At 64.8% G+C, this 14,906-nt stretch carries 8 protein-coding genes and 1 pseudogene; 2 read left to right on the forward strand and 7 right to left on the reverse strand.

Going from position 1 to position 14,906, the window contains the following annotated elements; translation table 11 throughout:
- Nucleotides 1-151 precede the first annotated feature (151 nt).
- From ACFQU1_RS11185 to ACFQU1_RS11195, 3 genes and pseudogenes are all read right to left on the reverse strand, one after another.
- Nucleotides 152-6,913 carry a hypothetical protein gene (locus ACFQU1_RS11185; protein ID WP_378132416.1) on the reverse strand — a complete coding sequence of 2,254 codons (6,762 nt, stop codon included), beginning with the start codon at nucleotides 6,911-6,913 and terminating at the stop codon, nucleotides 152-154.
- A gap of 331 nt (nucleotides 6,914-7,244) precedes the next feature.
- Nucleotides 7,245-7,405: pseudogene (locus ACFQU1_RS11190) on the reverse strand (helix-turn-helix domain-containing protein); the annotation flags it as partial.
- A 220-nt stretch (nucleotides 7,406-7,625) separates the two neighbouring features.
- The gene (locus ACFQU1_RS11195) at nucleotides 7,626-9,104 is read right to left on the reverse strand and encodes a sulfatase-like hydrolase/transferase (protein ID WP_378132418.1); all 1,479 of its coding nucleotides are present in this window, start codon (nucleotides 9,102-9,104) and stop codon (nucleotides 7,626-7,628) included.
- 566 nt (nucleotides 9,105-9,670) lie between these two features.
- Between ACFQU1_RS11195 and ACFQU1_RS11200 the strand changes: the two genes are divergently transcribed.
- Both ACFQU1_RS11200 and ACFQU1_RS11205 read left to right on the forward strand, forming a co-directional pair.
- A complete protein-coding gene (locus ACFQU1_RS11200) occupies nucleotides 9,671-10,510 on the forward strand; it encodes an IclR family transcriptional regulator (protein ID WP_378132420.1) in 840 nt (279 codons plus the stop codon).
- A gap of 456 nt (nucleotides 10,511-10,966) precedes the next feature.
- Nucleotides 10,967-11,335, forward strand: coding sequence for a nuclear transport factor 2 family protein (locus tag ACFQU1_RS11205; RefSeq protein WP_378132422.1), 369 nt, complete (start codon nucleotides 10,967-10,969; stop codon nucleotides 11,333-11,335).
- A gap of 16 nt (nucleotides 11,336-11,351) precedes the next feature.
- Here the strand turns inward: ACFQU1_RS11205 and ACFQU1_RS11210 are convergent, their stop codons facing one another.
- The 4 genes from ACFQU1_RS11210 to ACFQU1_RS11225 all read right to left on the reverse strand — a co-directional run bounded on the left by ACFQU1_RS11210 (nucleotide 11,352) and on the right by ACFQU1_RS11225 (nucleotide 14,903).
- Nucleotides 11,352-12,059 carry a class II aldolase/adducin family protein gene (locus ACFQU1_RS11210; protein WP_378132423.1) on the reverse strand — a complete coding sequence of 236 codons (708 nt, stop codon included), beginning with the start codon at nucleotides 12,057-12,059 and terminating at the stop codon, nucleotides 11,352-11,354.
- Between the two features lie 68 nt (nucleotides 12,060-12,127).
- Nucleotides 12,128-12,898 (reverse strand): ABC transporter permease, encoded by a 771-nt coding sequence (locus ACFQU1_RS11215; protein ID WP_378132424.1) that lies wholly within the window; start codon nucleotides 12,896-12,898, stop codon nucleotides 12,128-12,130.
- A gap of 29 nt (nucleotides 12,899-12,927) precedes the next feature.
- Nucleotides 12,928-13,743: an ABC transporter permease gene (locus tag ACFQU1_RS11220; protein ID WP_378132426.1), complete on the reverse strand. Its 816-nt coding sequence runs from the start codon at nucleotides 13,741-13,743 to the stop codon at nucleotides 12,928-12,930.
- Between the two features lie 23 nt (nucleotides 13,744-13,766).
- Nucleotides 13,767-14,903, reverse strand: coding sequence for an ABC transporter ATP-binding protein (locus ACFQU1_RS11225; RefSeq protein WP_378132428.1), 1,137 nt, complete (start codon nucleotides 14,901-14,903; stop codon nucleotides 13,767-13,769).
- Nucleotides 14,904-14,906: the final 3 nt, after the last annotated feature.

Consider the following 14,906-nt stretch of genomic DNA (forward strand, 5'->3'; position numbering starts at 1 on the left):
CGCTTGAGGTTCGGAGCGTGACATGCGCCAGCCCAAGCTGTTCGAAGAGCCCCCCGCGTGGCTTGGCACCCCTTGTAACCGCCCTGCCGGCCGCATGAGGCCGGTTGCAACGTGTAGCCGCGTCGACTGCTACGCCGCCTCGCTATCCCGCTCAAAAATGATAGGCGAAGCGCAGGCTGCCCTGTTGCGCCAGGAACGAGTCACCGGCCGACAAAGTGTACTCGGCCTTCGCCTCGACGCCGTTCGCCGCGTAGAAGGTGAGGCCGGCCGAGACGTTGCCCAGGACGGCGGGCGAGTTCAGGTAGGTCTGGAAGGTGCCATTCTCCAATCCAGCCCCCACGACCCGCGATTTCACCACCCGCGAGTCGTTGGAGTTGAAGCTCAGCCCGGCGCTCAGGAACGGCCGCAGGATGGCGTCGTCGAGGGTGAAGCGGCCGCCGATCTCCACTGTCGGCGACACGATGACGCTCGTGTGAATGCTGCCCTGCACGTCGAGGGCGTAGCTCGCGAAGCCCCGCTCCCGGTAGCTAGGCGCGTTGGCGTAGACCAGGTCGAGGTCGATCTGGGGCCGGATGTACCAGCGAGGGAAGGCGAACTCGTAGCCGGCCCGCATCCGGCCGGCGACGAAGGTCATGCTGCTGTCGCTGTCGAAAACGCCCGTGCCTGAGCCGAAGCCCGGCAGGAAGACGAAGCGGCTGTTGTCGAAGCTGCCATAGGCCGCGGCCAGCGAGCCGGCCAGCAGCCACGGGCCCGCCACGTGCTTCAGCGAGACGCTGCCGTCGACGGAGAAGCCGTGGCCACTGGAGCCGTTGCTGGCCGACGACCAGCTCTGGCCGGCGCCGAACGAGCCGCCCAGATACCAGCCTGGCGCCAGCTCCTTCTGGCCACCCAGCCGGTACATCACGTCGGAGACGCGATAACCCTGGGTGTCCCTGGTCTGCCCCTGGTTGGCCCAGCCGGCGGTGACCTTTGCCCAGGCGCACTCGTCCTCGCCGAGTTGCGTGCCGGCGGTGACGAACACCGGGCAGCTCAGCGCCGCGCCCAGCACCGTGCCGGCATTGGCGAGCAGAGCGGTGGCCTGCGACTGCGCCGCCTCCGGGGAGAGCGAGCGGAGAGCCGAGATGTAGGAGCTGCCGCTGCCGCTGCCCATCTGCGAGAGATAGCCGAAGAAGGGCGCGAAGAACGCATCGGAGTTGCCCCAGGCGCCGTTAAGATAGCCTGCCAAGGAGCCCTCGCTACGCGACAGGGCCAAGCCACTCGGCGCGAAGCGCGCGTTCGGTGTCAGCGACAGCGTCTTGCCGTCGTTGCTCGTGTTCCAGTCGAACAGCAGCGAGGACGGCGCGACGGCACCCGCGTTGAGCGAACCGGCGCTCAGCACCGGGTAGGTGCCCGGCAGCAGGCGCGTCGCGGTGGGGACGATGGCCCCCTGGATGTCGGCATTGCCCGTGACGGTCAGCAGGTCCGCCCGGCGGGCCGACAGGGCGTCGATATCCACACCGAGGGTGCCGGACGATAGCTGCCTATAGTTGCCGGTGAGCGTCGTTGCGCCCACCGCGCCGCCGCCGCCGACATTGACGAGGCCGCTGTTCTCGACGAGGCCGGCCACGACCGCCGGCCCGGCATTGAAGGTTGCCGACGGCCCAATTTGGACTTGTCCCGAACCACCCGCATAGACGCTTCCGGTGATGACGCCTCCCAAGTTCTGCACGTCTATCGACCCCCCGCCAGTTGCCACGATGGCCGTACCGCTTGCTCCCAGCCCCGAAGTGACCTCGCTGGTGATATCAATGGAGACCATGCTCGCGCCGGGACCGTCGATCTGAATGGCGCTCGCGCCCGGTTGATCAGGTGTCGCCTGCGTACCGACGCCGCCTGTCACGGTACTGGCAAAAAAGCCGGGGGCGGAGGTGAGGACGTACTGGACTGACACTGTGCTGCCGGCTCCCCCACCAGGGCCGGTGCTCTGCGCGAAGATGCCAATGCCCTGGGGACCGCTGGCCGTAACCGTTGCGCCCAAAACGTTGACGACGACGGGGCCGCCGGCGCCGCCGCTCCCGGTGGACGAGCTGCCGGCGAACGTTCCGTTGCCGTCTAGCGTCAGCCCGCCGCCGCCGCCGATGCTCTGTGCGAGCACGCCCACCGCGCCAGCGCCGCTGACATTCACGCTTCCGCCGGTGTCGACGTAGACCGTCACGGCGCCGCCATTGCCGGAGCCGGCTTGCGACCGCGGACCTGGCCAATTGGTGGACAGGGAGGGCGAGCCGGTGGTGGGATACGCCACGCGAATGACACCACCGCCGCCGCCGATCGACTGCGCCACGATGCCGTGCGCCGCGACGCCCGTCGTCGTGATGTTGAGGTTGTTGCCGACGATGTTGACGGCGCCGCCGGAGCCGCCGGAGGCGTCGCCGCCGATCGTCGTCGTCACCGTCTGGGCGCTCGGCTGTGCGGTGATGAGGCCGCCGCCACCGCCGATCGACTGCCCCAGCACGCCGAAGGCGTAGTCGCCCGACGTCGAAATGTTGAGCGGATTGTTGGTGGAGTTGGGAGCAGCCTGCAGGTTGACGGTTCCGCCATCACCGCTCGCGCTCCGGCCGCCGCCGGCCGACAAGGTCAGCGTCTTGCCCGGAGACGTGAAAGTTGAGGCGAAGAGGCTGCTGCCGGCACCCCCGACGCCGCCGCCGCCACCGATCGACTGGAGCACGACGCCGTCGGCGGCCGTGCCCGTGGTGGCGATGCTGCTGCCATTGGTGTTGGTGTACTGGAGCTGTACATAGCCGCCGTTGCCGCCGACACCCCCGCCGCCGCTCGTAGACGCACCCAGCGAGATCGTCCCGGTCGCGTTGTCGGAGCCGTCGGCACCGACGCCGCCGCCGGCGCCGATGCTTTGGGCGATGATGCCGGCCGCGACATAGCCGGCTGTGGTGATGGCGGCGCCCTCGTTCAGATTGACGTAAACAGTGCCGCCATTGCCGCCCTGTCCGCCCTGCCCGCCGATGGCGTGGTCGATATTGACGGTGGTCTCCGGCTCTCCACCCGTGCCGGTTGCCGTGGCCGTGCCACCTTTGCCGCCGCCGCCGCCGATCGAATGCGCGATGACGCCGTTCGCCCAATCGCCTGACGTCGTAATCGCGTCATAGAGGTTCACATTCACGAGGCCGCCCTGGCCGCCGCCGCCGCCCGTGCCGCCCATCGCAATGGAGAGAGTGGTCTCCACCGCGACCTTGCCCTTCTCGAGGAAGCTCTTGACGTTGCTGATGCCTTGACGGGCCTCCAGCACCCGAATGATGGGGTTGTCCGCTGAGGCGTCCGCGCCGGACGAGCCGCCGATGCCACCGCCGCCGCCGATCGATTGCGCCACCACGCCGGTGGCATCGCCGCCATGGGTGACGATCGGAGCGGCAACGTTGACGTTGGCCGTGCCACCGTCGCCGCCGCCGCCGCTCGTGGTGCCGAACGACTCCTTGAAGTCGGGCTCGTAGTTGACGGTGCCGATCGAGAAGGTCTTGCCGACGTTCACCGACCCGCCCTGCGAGATGCCGCCGCCACCGCCGATCGACTGGGCCGCGATGCCGATCGACCCGGAGCCGAAGGTGGTGATGCCGTTGCCGGCAAACAGGGAGACAGTGACGTCGCCACCCGCGCCGCCGCCCCCGCCCATCGAGCCCAGTCCGATATTGGACGAGATGGTGGAGCCGGTGCCGACGGACTGCGTGTTGCCGCTGCCGGTACCCGCATTGCCGCCGCCGCCGCCGATGGAATGGGCCGTGATGCCGTTCGAGAAATCGCCGTAGGTGGTGATCGAGGTCGGCGCACTGCCGGCCGCGTCCTGCTGCGGCGCGCCGTTGACGATGGTGCCGCCGACCGCCACCAGCACGGTGCCGCCGCCGTTGCTGCTGCCGCCCGAACCGCCCATCGTGAAGGTCCGCGTGACGCCCAGCGACTGGGCCCCCTCCGGCACCGTCTGCCCATAGCCGACCACCACGGCCGAGGCCGACGAATCACCGCCGGCCCCGCCGCCGCCGCCGATCGACTGCACCAGCACGGCCGTGGAGCCCTGGCCGCTGGTGACGATGGAGCCGCCGCTCGACAGGCCGAACTGCGCGGTGCCGCCCGCGCCGCCGCTGCCACCGTTGCCGCCGAGGGCGGCCGACGCCGCCAGCCCGACCTGGTTTCCGCTTGGGCTATACGGCACGGCGATGGCCACGGACTCCGCCGTTGCCGTGCCGCCCAGGCCCCCGCCGCCGCCGATCGACTGCACCACGACGCCGAAGCTGTCGATCGGCAGCGCATTGCATTGCACCGTTCCGCAGATCCCGTTGGTCACGGTGCCGCCGTTGACGAGGAAGTCATTCTGGCCGGTTGAAATGAGCCCGCCCACCACGGTGGCGGATGCCGTGCCGCCGCTGTTGCCACTGCCGGCCGAGCCGCCGACCGCCACCGAGGCTGAGAAACCCGCCCCGATCGAGCCGGCGAGCGCATTGCCGCCGGTGCCGCCGCCACCGCCGATCGACTGCACCAGCAGGCCGGGCGATTTCGACCCTGCCGTCGTGATCGTCGCCCCGTTGGAGGTGATCGTCGCCGCCCCGCCGGCACCGCCGGCGCCGCCGGTGCCGCCGAGGGCGACCGAGGCGAACAGCCCCGTGCTGCTGGCGTTGCCGGCGTTGCCGCCGCCACCGCCGATCGACTGCATCACGACCCCCGCCGCAAAGTTGCCGGTCGTCGCCACCGCTGTCTGACCGCCGAGCGTGGCCAGCACCGCTCCGCCGCCACCGCCGGCGCCGCCGGTGCCGCCCACCGTGACACCGAGGCCGGCTGCGCTGCCGGCGTCGCCACCGCCGCCGCCGATTGATTGGCCCAGCATGCCGAAGGCGGAGGTGCCGCTCGTCCTCACGATGTTGGTGGCCGACAGGTCGATGGTGACGCTGTTGCCGGCAATCTGGAAGGGATCGCTGCTCGCACTGCCGCCAACCGTATAAATCACGCCGTTGGCCTGACCGCCGACCCCGCCGCTGCCGCCGATCGATTGCGCGAGGATACCCTTGGCGCCGTCGCCGCTCGTGCTGATGGCGCCGGTGTTGGCGATCATGATCGAGCCAACGCTGCCGGCCGAGGCGCCGGTGCCGCCACTGCCGTGAAAGACGCCAAAGGAGCTGCCGCCACTGCCGCCGGCGCCCGCCATGGATTGCGCAAGGATGCCGCTGGCTTGTGCGCCGCTCGTGCTGATGCTGCCGTTGGCGCTCACCTCCACATTGCCGGCAGTGCCGCCGCTTCCGCCGTTGCCGCCGCTGCCCGCATCACCGGTCTCGCCGTTGCCGTTGCCGCCGGCGCCGCTGAAACTCTGCCCGACGATGCCGTAGGAGCCGGAGCCCTGCGTGCTGATCGACGAGGCTCCGTCGAGCCAGATCGATAGATTGCCCGCATTGCCGCCGTTGCCCCCATTGTTGCCGCCGGCTGCCCCGATACCCGCTGCGCCGAAGCCGCCGATGCCACCGATGCCGCCCTCTGATCGCACGACGATGCCCGGTGAGTTCGTGCCTACCGTTGAAATGGTCGTGCCGGCGAGTGCGAGGGTCACCCCGCTCGAGTAGCCGCCATTGCCGCCCACGCCGCCGAACGCGCTTCCGATCGTCCCCTTAGCGCCGCCGGCATTGCCACCGTTGCCGGCAAGACTGGCCACGTAGATTCCCGGGGAGCTGCTGCCTGTCGTGCTCACGTTGACAGGCGCGCTGGCGGTGCCGACGAAATTGATGTTGACCGTCGATTGGACGTTGCCGCCATTCCCGCCGGCACCTCCGTCCGCGTGATCGAAGTTGGTCTGCGATCCGCCCGCGCCGCCGGCGCCGGCCTGCAGCACGGCCGCCACCCCCGGAGAACTCGTGCCGGCCGTCGCAATGGTGATCGCTGCGTTCGACGTCGCGATCGACACCGCGTCCTGCGGCAGCACGACATCACCGCCGCTGCCGCCATCGTTGTGCGGTCCCGACTGGCTTTCGCTGCAATCCTGGCCGTATTGGCAGCCGCTGTACTCGCCGTCGCCTCCCACACCATAGACGAGGACGCCGGGCAACTGGTCGCCGATCGTTTGGACGCTCGCGTTCCCGCTCAGCTGGACGCCCACGCCGTTAACGGCGCCGCCGTTGCCGCCGGGCTTGTTGCCGTTGTTGCTGCCGTACGGTCCGTAGCCTCCGTCGCCGCCGTACGCCGCCGCTAAAATGCCGGCGCCGGTTCCCAGCCCTTGCGAGGACGGAGGCGTGCCGGCCACCGTCAGGTTCACGCTGCCGCTATGATCGACGAAGACGAGTCCGCTGTCGCCCCCGGCGCCACCGGGAGAGTCATGGTTCCAGTTGCCGTTGCCGCCTTGGGCCTGGGCTTGGATGCCATAGACCCCGGTGTTGGCGCTTCCGACATTCTGCCATGTCCAGTCGAGCGAGACGGACGATGAGTTCGTCAGCCAGGCGCCGCCGCCGGCACCGCCCGCGCCGCCCCCGTGGCCTGGCCCGCCCGACCCCCCGTTGCCGCCGTTGGACAGGACCTGGATGCCGGCAAAGCCGAGCGTGCCAGTCGCCGTGATGTCGATCGGGCCAGTGTTGATGAAGGTCAGGCCGCCGGAAGAGCCGCCGGCCCCGCCGGACGATCCGTCGCCGCCTGCATTATTCGCCCAGATGCCGGCCCCGTTCGTCAGCCCTTTTGGACTGAGCATGAAGGCAGCGGAATTGTTGGAGGTGATCGCCTCGGTGCCGCCACCCGGATTGCCGGTGCCGCCTAGCCACTGTCGCCAGATGCCGAAGGTGTAGGGCACCGACTGCGCTACCGCATGGCCGGGAATGATCAGCCAGGCCGCCGTGCCGAGCAGCAGAGCGCGCCGCGTCAGCGGCCGACCGACCGAGAAAGTGTCGAAAATCGAAATCATACGCACCCCCAAGCTGCCGCATCGCCCCAGCTTCCTAAATAGCATCGGGTCCTCAGCTCGCCAAGAGTATCTAAGCACAGTTTCTCGCCATTCACGAACAGATTAGATCCCTGGGCGGCCGACGCACGTTTAATTCTTTATACCGGCCACAATCGCAACGGCGGAGGACGGTGTTCCCATGCGGCTATAGATCAGAATGCCGCCCGAACACGTCGTGACGTGGCAAGAACTCCAATAAGACGCGAGGACGAATGTCCTTCCAACGCTAGGCAGCACCACTAGGCTCAGGACTCAATGATCTCAAAGCCAGATGATGACGGCTGCGGCGATGCTTGTCGGCATAGGGATCGAGCTTGCTGGCCGGTCGGGGACGTGCAACCGGGGTTCGACGCTGTCCGCCCGCAGGTACTTGCGCACGGTGTTCCTCGGGAGGCCGGTGCGGCGGGATATCTCTCGGATCGAGCAATGATCCCGATGATGCCAACGCCTGATGACGCTTAATAAACTCCATGTCGATCACTCCGCTGTCCTCTGCGTGTGCCGTGTGAGACGTGGTGAAAACATCGGTCACTTCTCGATGGAAAAATCCGAGCCTACCGGGTCAACTCTCAATGGAAATCAACAGACCAAACTTATCCCTGGCCGGAAGTGGGGAGCACGTCAGCACAAATCCGAATGAGCGCTTTGAGCCGAAAGGTCACCCCGACCCTTCTCACTCGAAGCCCAACTTGCGATCAAGAGCGTGCTCGCCAGGGTGTCCGCGTGCGATCACCTTCTCGACGCCGCCGAAACGCCTGATGGTCTCCGCCTGGTCCGCAAACGCGGCCTCCGTGACGGCCTCGGGATCCACAATTTCGCGAAGCCATCCCCGGCATGCCTTCTCGGCATCCGCGAAACTCGCCTTTCCGGCCAGGTTAGTCGATTCGTTCGGGTCCGTTTCGAGATCGTAGAGTTCCGGCGAGAAACCGACATACTCGGTATACTTCCACCGTCCGCGGCGGATTGCAAAGCAGCCGGTGATCGAAGCGCCGGCGTGATACTCGGAGAACGCGGTTCGTTCAGCGTCGGGATTGCTGGCGATATAGATCAGCGAGCAGCCGCTAAGTCCTCTATTGGCTGGCAGGCCGGCAAGATGCAGCATCGTCGGCGCGAAATCAATATGGCTGACTTCCGTATTCACGACGCGCCCCGCCGGAACAAGCGGGCCGGCAACGATGTAGGGCACTCCGATGGAGGGCTCGAACATCGCGGAAGTGCTCCAAATGCCCTTGCGGCCCAGCATCTCACCGTGATCGCTTAGATAGATCACATGCATGTCGTCGAGATTTCCGGTCGCCTTGGCGGCGTCGAGTATTCGCCCCATGTTATGATCAAGGAAGCTGATCAGCCCGTAGTATCCGCAGATGGCGCGCCGCAGCTTCGCCGGATCGAAGAAGTCATCGTAATTCCACATCTTCATCATCGCCTGAACAACCGGATGAACCGATCGCGCGGCTGCATCATAATCCACCGGCAGCGGCACCTTCTCCTCATCATAGAGGCGATAGAATTCCTCCGGCGCCATCAGCGGAAAATGCGGAGAAACGAAGCTGACATACAACGCCCACGGCTTGCCGGACCGGCGTTCGGGGCTGTGAAGCCATTTGCAGGCTTCGTCGGTAATGAGCCGGTCATACTCTGTGTGATTGCTTTCGCCAGCACCTGCCGCCTCGGCCATTACGGCAGGTCCGCGAATGACGGTCCCCACGTTTGAACCGGCAACGCGCTCGGTGGGATATTGCGCGCCTTCCTTGCGCAACATGCCGAAAAGATCGCCGATTCCGTCGCGCACATGCATCGGCAGGAGTTCTTCGGTGAAGCCGTTATCGTCGTTAATGCTGCGGTAGTGATTCTTGCCTATCGAGGTGACGTGCCAACCCGCACTTCGCAACGCATGAGCCCATCCCGGCGGCACGCCATGATATGGATGCCCGTTGTCCCAGCTGCCGATTTCGTGCACTAGCTTCCCGGTCGCAAGGCTTGCCCGGCTCGGCACGCAAAGCGGCGATGTGCTGTAGGCGCGCTCGAACCGTGTGCCGCGCCGTGCCAGCGCGTCGAGATTCGGCGATTTAATGATTTCCGAGCCGTAGCAGCCGAGTGCGGATCTTGTGTGTTCGTCTGAACAGATGACTATAATGTTCGGCTGCGCCATGGCCTCCGGTCTCCGACGTTACGCATGCATGCAAAGACTTGCGCGAAAGACACACCCGCATGGATGGGATGTCAAAACTGATGAGCGAGGACACCGCAGCAAATCGTTTCAAGAGCGACTATACAGGCATCGTCGCAGCCAAATAACCACGACTTACGAGCTCGTTCAATCCGAAAAATGGATGTTTGGTCCATTTTTTGGAATATGAACTCCTATCGACGAGGCGATGCAAACGCGCGAAGCAATTTGCACAGGATCTCGACGTAGCGCTCCGAGAAGACCAGGGCCGTGCTCGCAAAGGCCATTCGGCCGGCCCCCTCGCCACGCTTCACCGCGCCGTGCTCAACATGCCCCGGCGCGGATCTTCCAGGAGCTCGCTCAAGCGCAAGCGCCCCAAGGCCCTCTCGAACCCCACCGTCCGCAAGCCGTCCTTGCAGCTTAACGATTCATGATTTAGCCCTGATGCGAGCGTGGTCGCGCATTGATTGGCACCGGGAACAATGCAGTACTCAAACTGGACGTTCGGTACGAATCCGTGCTGACGCCGAGGAATACCGAGCCATCAGATGTCCGAAAAATCTATCTCCGAATCGACCGGCTCTGCTCCGCTTCGCAGGGCTGCCAGCATCGTTGATGCGGTTGCCATGTTTCCGAACGGCGCGACACTTACCGAGATCGCGGAGATTGTCGGCCTTCCGTCGTCGACCGTTCACCGCGTTTCGACCAGCCTGGTCGGTATCGATTATCTCGAGATAGACCGAACCCGGCGCGTGTACCGCCTCGGATCGCGGGTCCGCCGTTTGCTGCATTTCACCCTGGACGCACCGACACTTGAAGCCGTCCTCACTCCGAGCCTTCGCGAGCTTGTCCAGGATATCAAGGAAATCGCGTTCGTTGCTCGTCTCGTCGGTCAACGCATCGAACTTGTGCATAGCGTTCTCCCCGAGCCCGCCGATCGCTCTCTCGTTTATCCGGGACACGAGTTCCCACTACATGCCACGGCAACGGGCAAGGCCATCTTTGCATTCCAGCCCAGCGAGGTCATCCAAAAGGCGTTGCAGCAGAAAGCGGAGAAATACCAAGCGACAACAATGACACGCAAGGAGGACATCCTGAAGGCACTTAAGGATGTTCGAAAGCGCGGACACGCCGTTCATGACTCTGAATATGATGCCGACGTCTACGCGGTTGCCTGCCCAATTGAGATCGAGGGCATCGGCGTGATGTACAGCGTTGGCATCGTCGGCCTGAAAGAACGCATGCAGCGCGAACATTCGCTGGACGAGGTAATCGTACGCCTGAAGGAAACGGCGAAGGCCCTGTCTCGGGTTCTGAACGCCCACCAGAAGCTTGCGGCCCGTCCGCAGAAGAGGGCCGGTCGCCCCACGAAGGCCGCGGGCCGCTGACGCGAACGGGGCGTATCCAGCAGTTCGGGACGTCAGCACCGGAATTCCGGAAAGCGCACGCCGCGACCGCGGGCGCTTGCCGCTCTCCGTCACAAACACCTGCCCTTCGGTGACCAGCACCCCGATGGCGTCAGCGGCCGATCATAGAGATCTGGCCGACCTGACTCGCCGCGTACCATGTCGAGCCGGCGTCATGTCATCCCACTCCAGCAGGATGATGTCTTTCGAGCCGTGTTGCGTCAGGTGATAGAGAATGTTTGCCGAGCAGCACACCCGCGCCGTAGGCGCCATCGATGTCGGAACGTCAGAGGATGCTTCCGGGAGACACTGTACCTCCCGCCATCGTCGCATTTTTAAGAATACATTTTCGAGTATCGAGATTTCATTTGAACCGCCCGAAGTCAACCGGTATGCATCATCTGCAGTGTCAGCTTCAGAACCTCGCCGAGGCCGAGAATGAGTTCAGTTCACCAGCTCCTGGATCGCTTCACTGCGGCGTGGAACGCGCACGATGTCGATGCACTGCTCGCCTGCATGACCGACGATGCCGTGTTCTGGGCGGCGGCCGGCCCCGCGCCTCACGGCGCCGAGGCGCGCGGCACAGCCTCGCTGCGAGAAGCATATGAAGCGATTTGGCAAACCTACCCTGACGCCGCCTGGCATGACGCGAAGCACATCGTCAGCAGCGATCGCGCCGTGACCGAATGGCGCTTCACCGGCACGCGCGCCGACGGCACGCGCGTCGAGGTGAGAGGTTGCGACGTCTTCCTGATCCGCGACGGCAGGATTGCGGTCAAGGACACGTTCCGCAAGCAGGCCGGCTGACGCCGCCGCCGCGGCCTTACAACTTGTAGTCCGGCGCCTCCCGATCGAGGAGCCTCATCGACGCGGTGAACAGGGCGTCGGCTCGGCTTGCGGGGCCCGCGAAATCCGCAGCGGTGGCTGCGGCGATATTGTCCGGGATCCTCTGCAGTTTCCGGTTCAAGCTGCAGGCCAGCACCTGCACCTGAGCGGCCCGCTCCAGATAGTATGTCAGCTCATACGCCTCCGCGATGGACCGGCCGCTGACGAAAACCCCGTGGTTGCGCGAAATCAGGATGTCCGCGTGCTTGAGCTTGGACGCGATACGCTGCGCCTCCTCTGCGAAGCCGAGACCGCCATACTCATCCTCGTAGGCGATGCGGCCGTGAAATCGCAACGCGTTCTGCGAAATCGGCTCCAGTACGGCGTCCATCGTGCACGCGATCGCCAGCGTGTAGGGCATATGCGAATGAATGACGCAGACCTGATAACCTTTCACCGCCTGAACCGCGCGGTGAATTTCGAACGTGATCTCGTCCACCGCCATGCGGCCTTCGACGACCGTGCCGTCCTGTCCGACCCTGACGATGTCGCTCGCCGACACCATTTCCCAGCAGATGTTGTCGGGCGTCAGCAGGAAGGTGCCGTCGCCCAATCCGAGGGACACATGATTGTCGATGCCTTCATTGAGCCCTTCCCGCTTCAGCAGCCGGTGCACGGCCGCCATCTCGATGAACTTGTTCTTCATGTTCGCACCTCCGGCTGTTGGCTATCGTCGCACGAGCGTCTGCTTCGTTCCGGCGGCCGTGACCGCCCTCAGTGAGACCGCGTGGATGGCGTTGCCCGCGTCAGAACGATGGCAATCGAGGCAAGCGCCACGTTGAAGACGACGAGGCAGACGGATACGGCCGCCAGCATCGGCGACAGATCGAAGAAGATCCCGTCCAACATCCGTTTCGGAAGCGTCGACGAGGTTGCGCTGCTCAGGAACATCGCGACGACGACTTCATCGAACGACACGACAAATGCGAAGATTGCACCCGCGAACAGGCCGCGCCACACCAGCGGCAGCGTGACATCCCAAAGCACCTGAACGGGCGAGCCGCCGAGGCTCATGGCGCCGTTCTCCGTATCGGCCGGAATATTGCGCAGCGCCGATGCGACGTTGAGGATGACAAACGGCAGCCCAAGGACTGCATGAGCCAGCACAAGGCCGAGCTTGGAGCCCGCGAGCCCGAGACTTGCGAAGACGGAATACATCGCAATCGCAAGAACGATATGAGGAATCAGCATCGGGCTGATAAGCACGAAGGAGAAAACCGCGAGCCCGCGCATGTGCTCGCGCGAGAGCGCAATCGCGGCGCCGCAACCCAGAATCGTCGCGATCAGGCTCGAATACGCGGCGATCTCCAGACTGCGTATCGTCGAGTCAAGCCACGCCCGGTTCGACAGATAGGCCTGATACCAGCGCATGCTGAATCCGGACGGGGGAAACCGCAGGGAGCTTCCCGGTTCGAGAGACAGCGGGAACAGCATCAGCACCGGCAGGATCAGGAAGACCAGCCCGAACAAGCCGAGCGCGAACATGGTTCGATCGATTGCCGAGCGCCGAGCGTTCATTTCACACCCGATAGGCGGCCAAGTCCGACAACCCTGGCATAGGCCAGAATGATCATCAGCACGAAGAAGAATAGGATGACGGCCGCGGACGCCGCCAGCGGCCAGTTCAACGTCACTTCGATTTCTCGCGTGATAAATGTGGCGGCGAGCAGCACCTTGCCGCCGCCCAGAAGCGCCGGCGTAACATAGAAACCGACCCCAGTCGCGAAGACGATCAAACTGCCGGCAACGATGCCCTGAAAGGCCAGGGGCAGCGTCACGTCGAAGAATGCGCGTGTCGGAGGGGCGCCCAGAGACGCTGCCGCTTCCAAATGCGAGCCGTCCTGGTCCTGAAGCGCGACATAGATGGGGAAGACCATGAAGGGCAGCAGCGCATTGGTCATCGCAAAGGCGACCGCGAACTCGTTGTAGATGAGATCGAGCGGCTGATCGATGATGCCGAGCGACATGAGGGCGTTGTTCACGGCGCCTCGCCGCTGCAGAAGGTAGATCCATGCATAGTTGCGGACTAGAAGACTGGTCCAGAACGGCAGCACCACGAGCAGGCCGATCACCGCCTTCGTCGCCCCCGTGGTGCGCGCCATCAGATAGGCGATCGGAAAGCCAAGAACTGCGCATGCCAGCGTCACCACCAAAGTGACGCGCAGCGTCACGGCGATCACCGATAGGAACCCGGACGACCCGAGCGCAGCGCCATAGTTCGACAGCGACAGATTCGGCGCGTCGAGGCTGATCGCGAACAGCCGGGCGAGGGGCAAGAGGAACAGGAGCCCGACGGCGAGCAAGGCTGGGCCGATAAGGAAAATACTCAATCGCCGAAGATCTTGCCCCCGTTTCAAGTTACCGCTTCTCCCGGTTGCGCGGCCAGGCCGGACTCCCGAGGGAGGATGAGCGTGTCCGATGCCCTCCAGTTCAGCCTGACGTCTCCACCCGGCCTTAGATCGACTCGCTGCAGATGATTGTTGGTCACGCGGACCATCAACCTCACGCCCGAGAGATTGACCACGACGCGCGTGGATTCGCCGAGATAGACGACTTCCTCGACCCGGGCCTGCGCGCTGTTGTCGTTGCTGACATCCGCCGCCGACGACGAGATCTCGACGCATTCGGGCCTGAGCAGCAGGCGGGCGGGACCTGAAACCTCCGCCGACGCGGCGCGAACGGCAAAGCCGTTGGCCAGCTTCGCAATCGGTCCTTCGGCCGTGTTGCTGACATCGCAATTCAGAAGGTTGGATTCGCCGATGAAACTCGCGACGAATTCCGTGGCGGGCCTTGCGTACAACTCCGACGCCGTTCCGAACTGTTCGATGCGTCCCTGCTTCATGATGGCGATGCGATCGGAAATCGCCATGGCCTCGATCTGATCATGGGTTACGAAAATCGTCGTGATGCCGAGCGTTCGCTGAATCCGGCGCACCTCGAACTGCATGCGATCGCGTAATTGCTTGTCCAGCGCACCCAGCGGCTCGTCGAGCAGCAGAACCTGCGGCTCGAACACGATGGCTCTGGCGAGTGCCACGCGCTGCTGCTGGCCGCCGCTGAGCGTCGTCGGGTTACGATCCGCAAAACCCGACAGGCCAACCAGATCGAGCGCACGGTCGACGCGCTCCAGCCGCTCATTGCGGGCGACGCCGCGTTTTGCCAGCGGATACGCGATGTTTCCCGCAACGGTCATGTGCGGAAAAAGAGCATAGCGCTGGAACACGAAACCGATGTTGCGCCGATACGGCGGCAGGTGCTCGATGCTGTTGCCGCCCAGGATGATGGCACCACCATCCGGATATTCAAGCCCGCCGAGCATCCGCAAAATGGTCGTCTTGCCGCAGCCGCTTGGCCCCAGCAGCGAAACGAGCTCGCCCCGCCGGACGCTGAACGACACGCCATCGACGGCCGTGAACGGGCCGAAGCGTTTCACGACCGCTTTAACTTCCAGTCCCGCGCCGTCTGCGCTGACGTTGTCCGCTGATGGCATCTT

It is taken from the genome of Chelatococcus sp. GCM10030263 (assembly GCF_042666455.1).
Taxonomy (GTDB): Bacteria; Pseudomonadota; Alphaproteobacteria; order Rhizobiales; family Beijerinckiaceae; genus Chelatococcus.

Excerpts from the sequence above, each read along its gene's own strand:
- ACFQU1_RS11185 (WP_378132416.1), bottom strand. The coding sequence starts at position 6,913 with ATGATTTCGATTTTCGACACTTTCTCGGTCGGTCGGCCGCTGACGCGG.
- ACFQU1_RS11195 (WP_378132418.1), bottom strand. The coding sequence starts at position 9,104 with ATGGCGCAGCCGAACATTATAGTCATCTGTTCAGACGAACACACAAGA.
- ACFQU1_RS11200 (WP_378132420.1), top strand. The coding sequence starts at position 9,671 with ATGTCCGAAAAATCTATCTCCGAATCGACCGGCTCTGCTCCGCTTCGC.
- ACFQU1_RS11205 (WP_378132422.1), top strand. The coding sequence starts at position 10,967 with ATGAGTTCAGTTCACCAGCTCCTGGATCGCTTCACTGCGGCGTGGAAC.
- ACFQU1_RS11210 (WP_378132423.1), bottom strand. The coding sequence starts at position 12,059 with ATGAAGAACAAGTTCATCGAGATGGCGGCCGTGCACCGGCTGCTGAAG.
- ACFQU1_RS11215 (WP_378132424.1), bottom strand. The coding sequence starts at position 12,898 with ATGTTCGCGCTCGGCTTGTTCGGGCTGGTCTTCCTGATCCTGCCGGTG.
- ACFQU1_RS11225 (WP_378132428.1), bottom strand. The coding sequence starts at position 14,903 with ATGCCATCAGCGGACAACGTCAGCGCAGACGGCGCGGGACTGGAAGTT.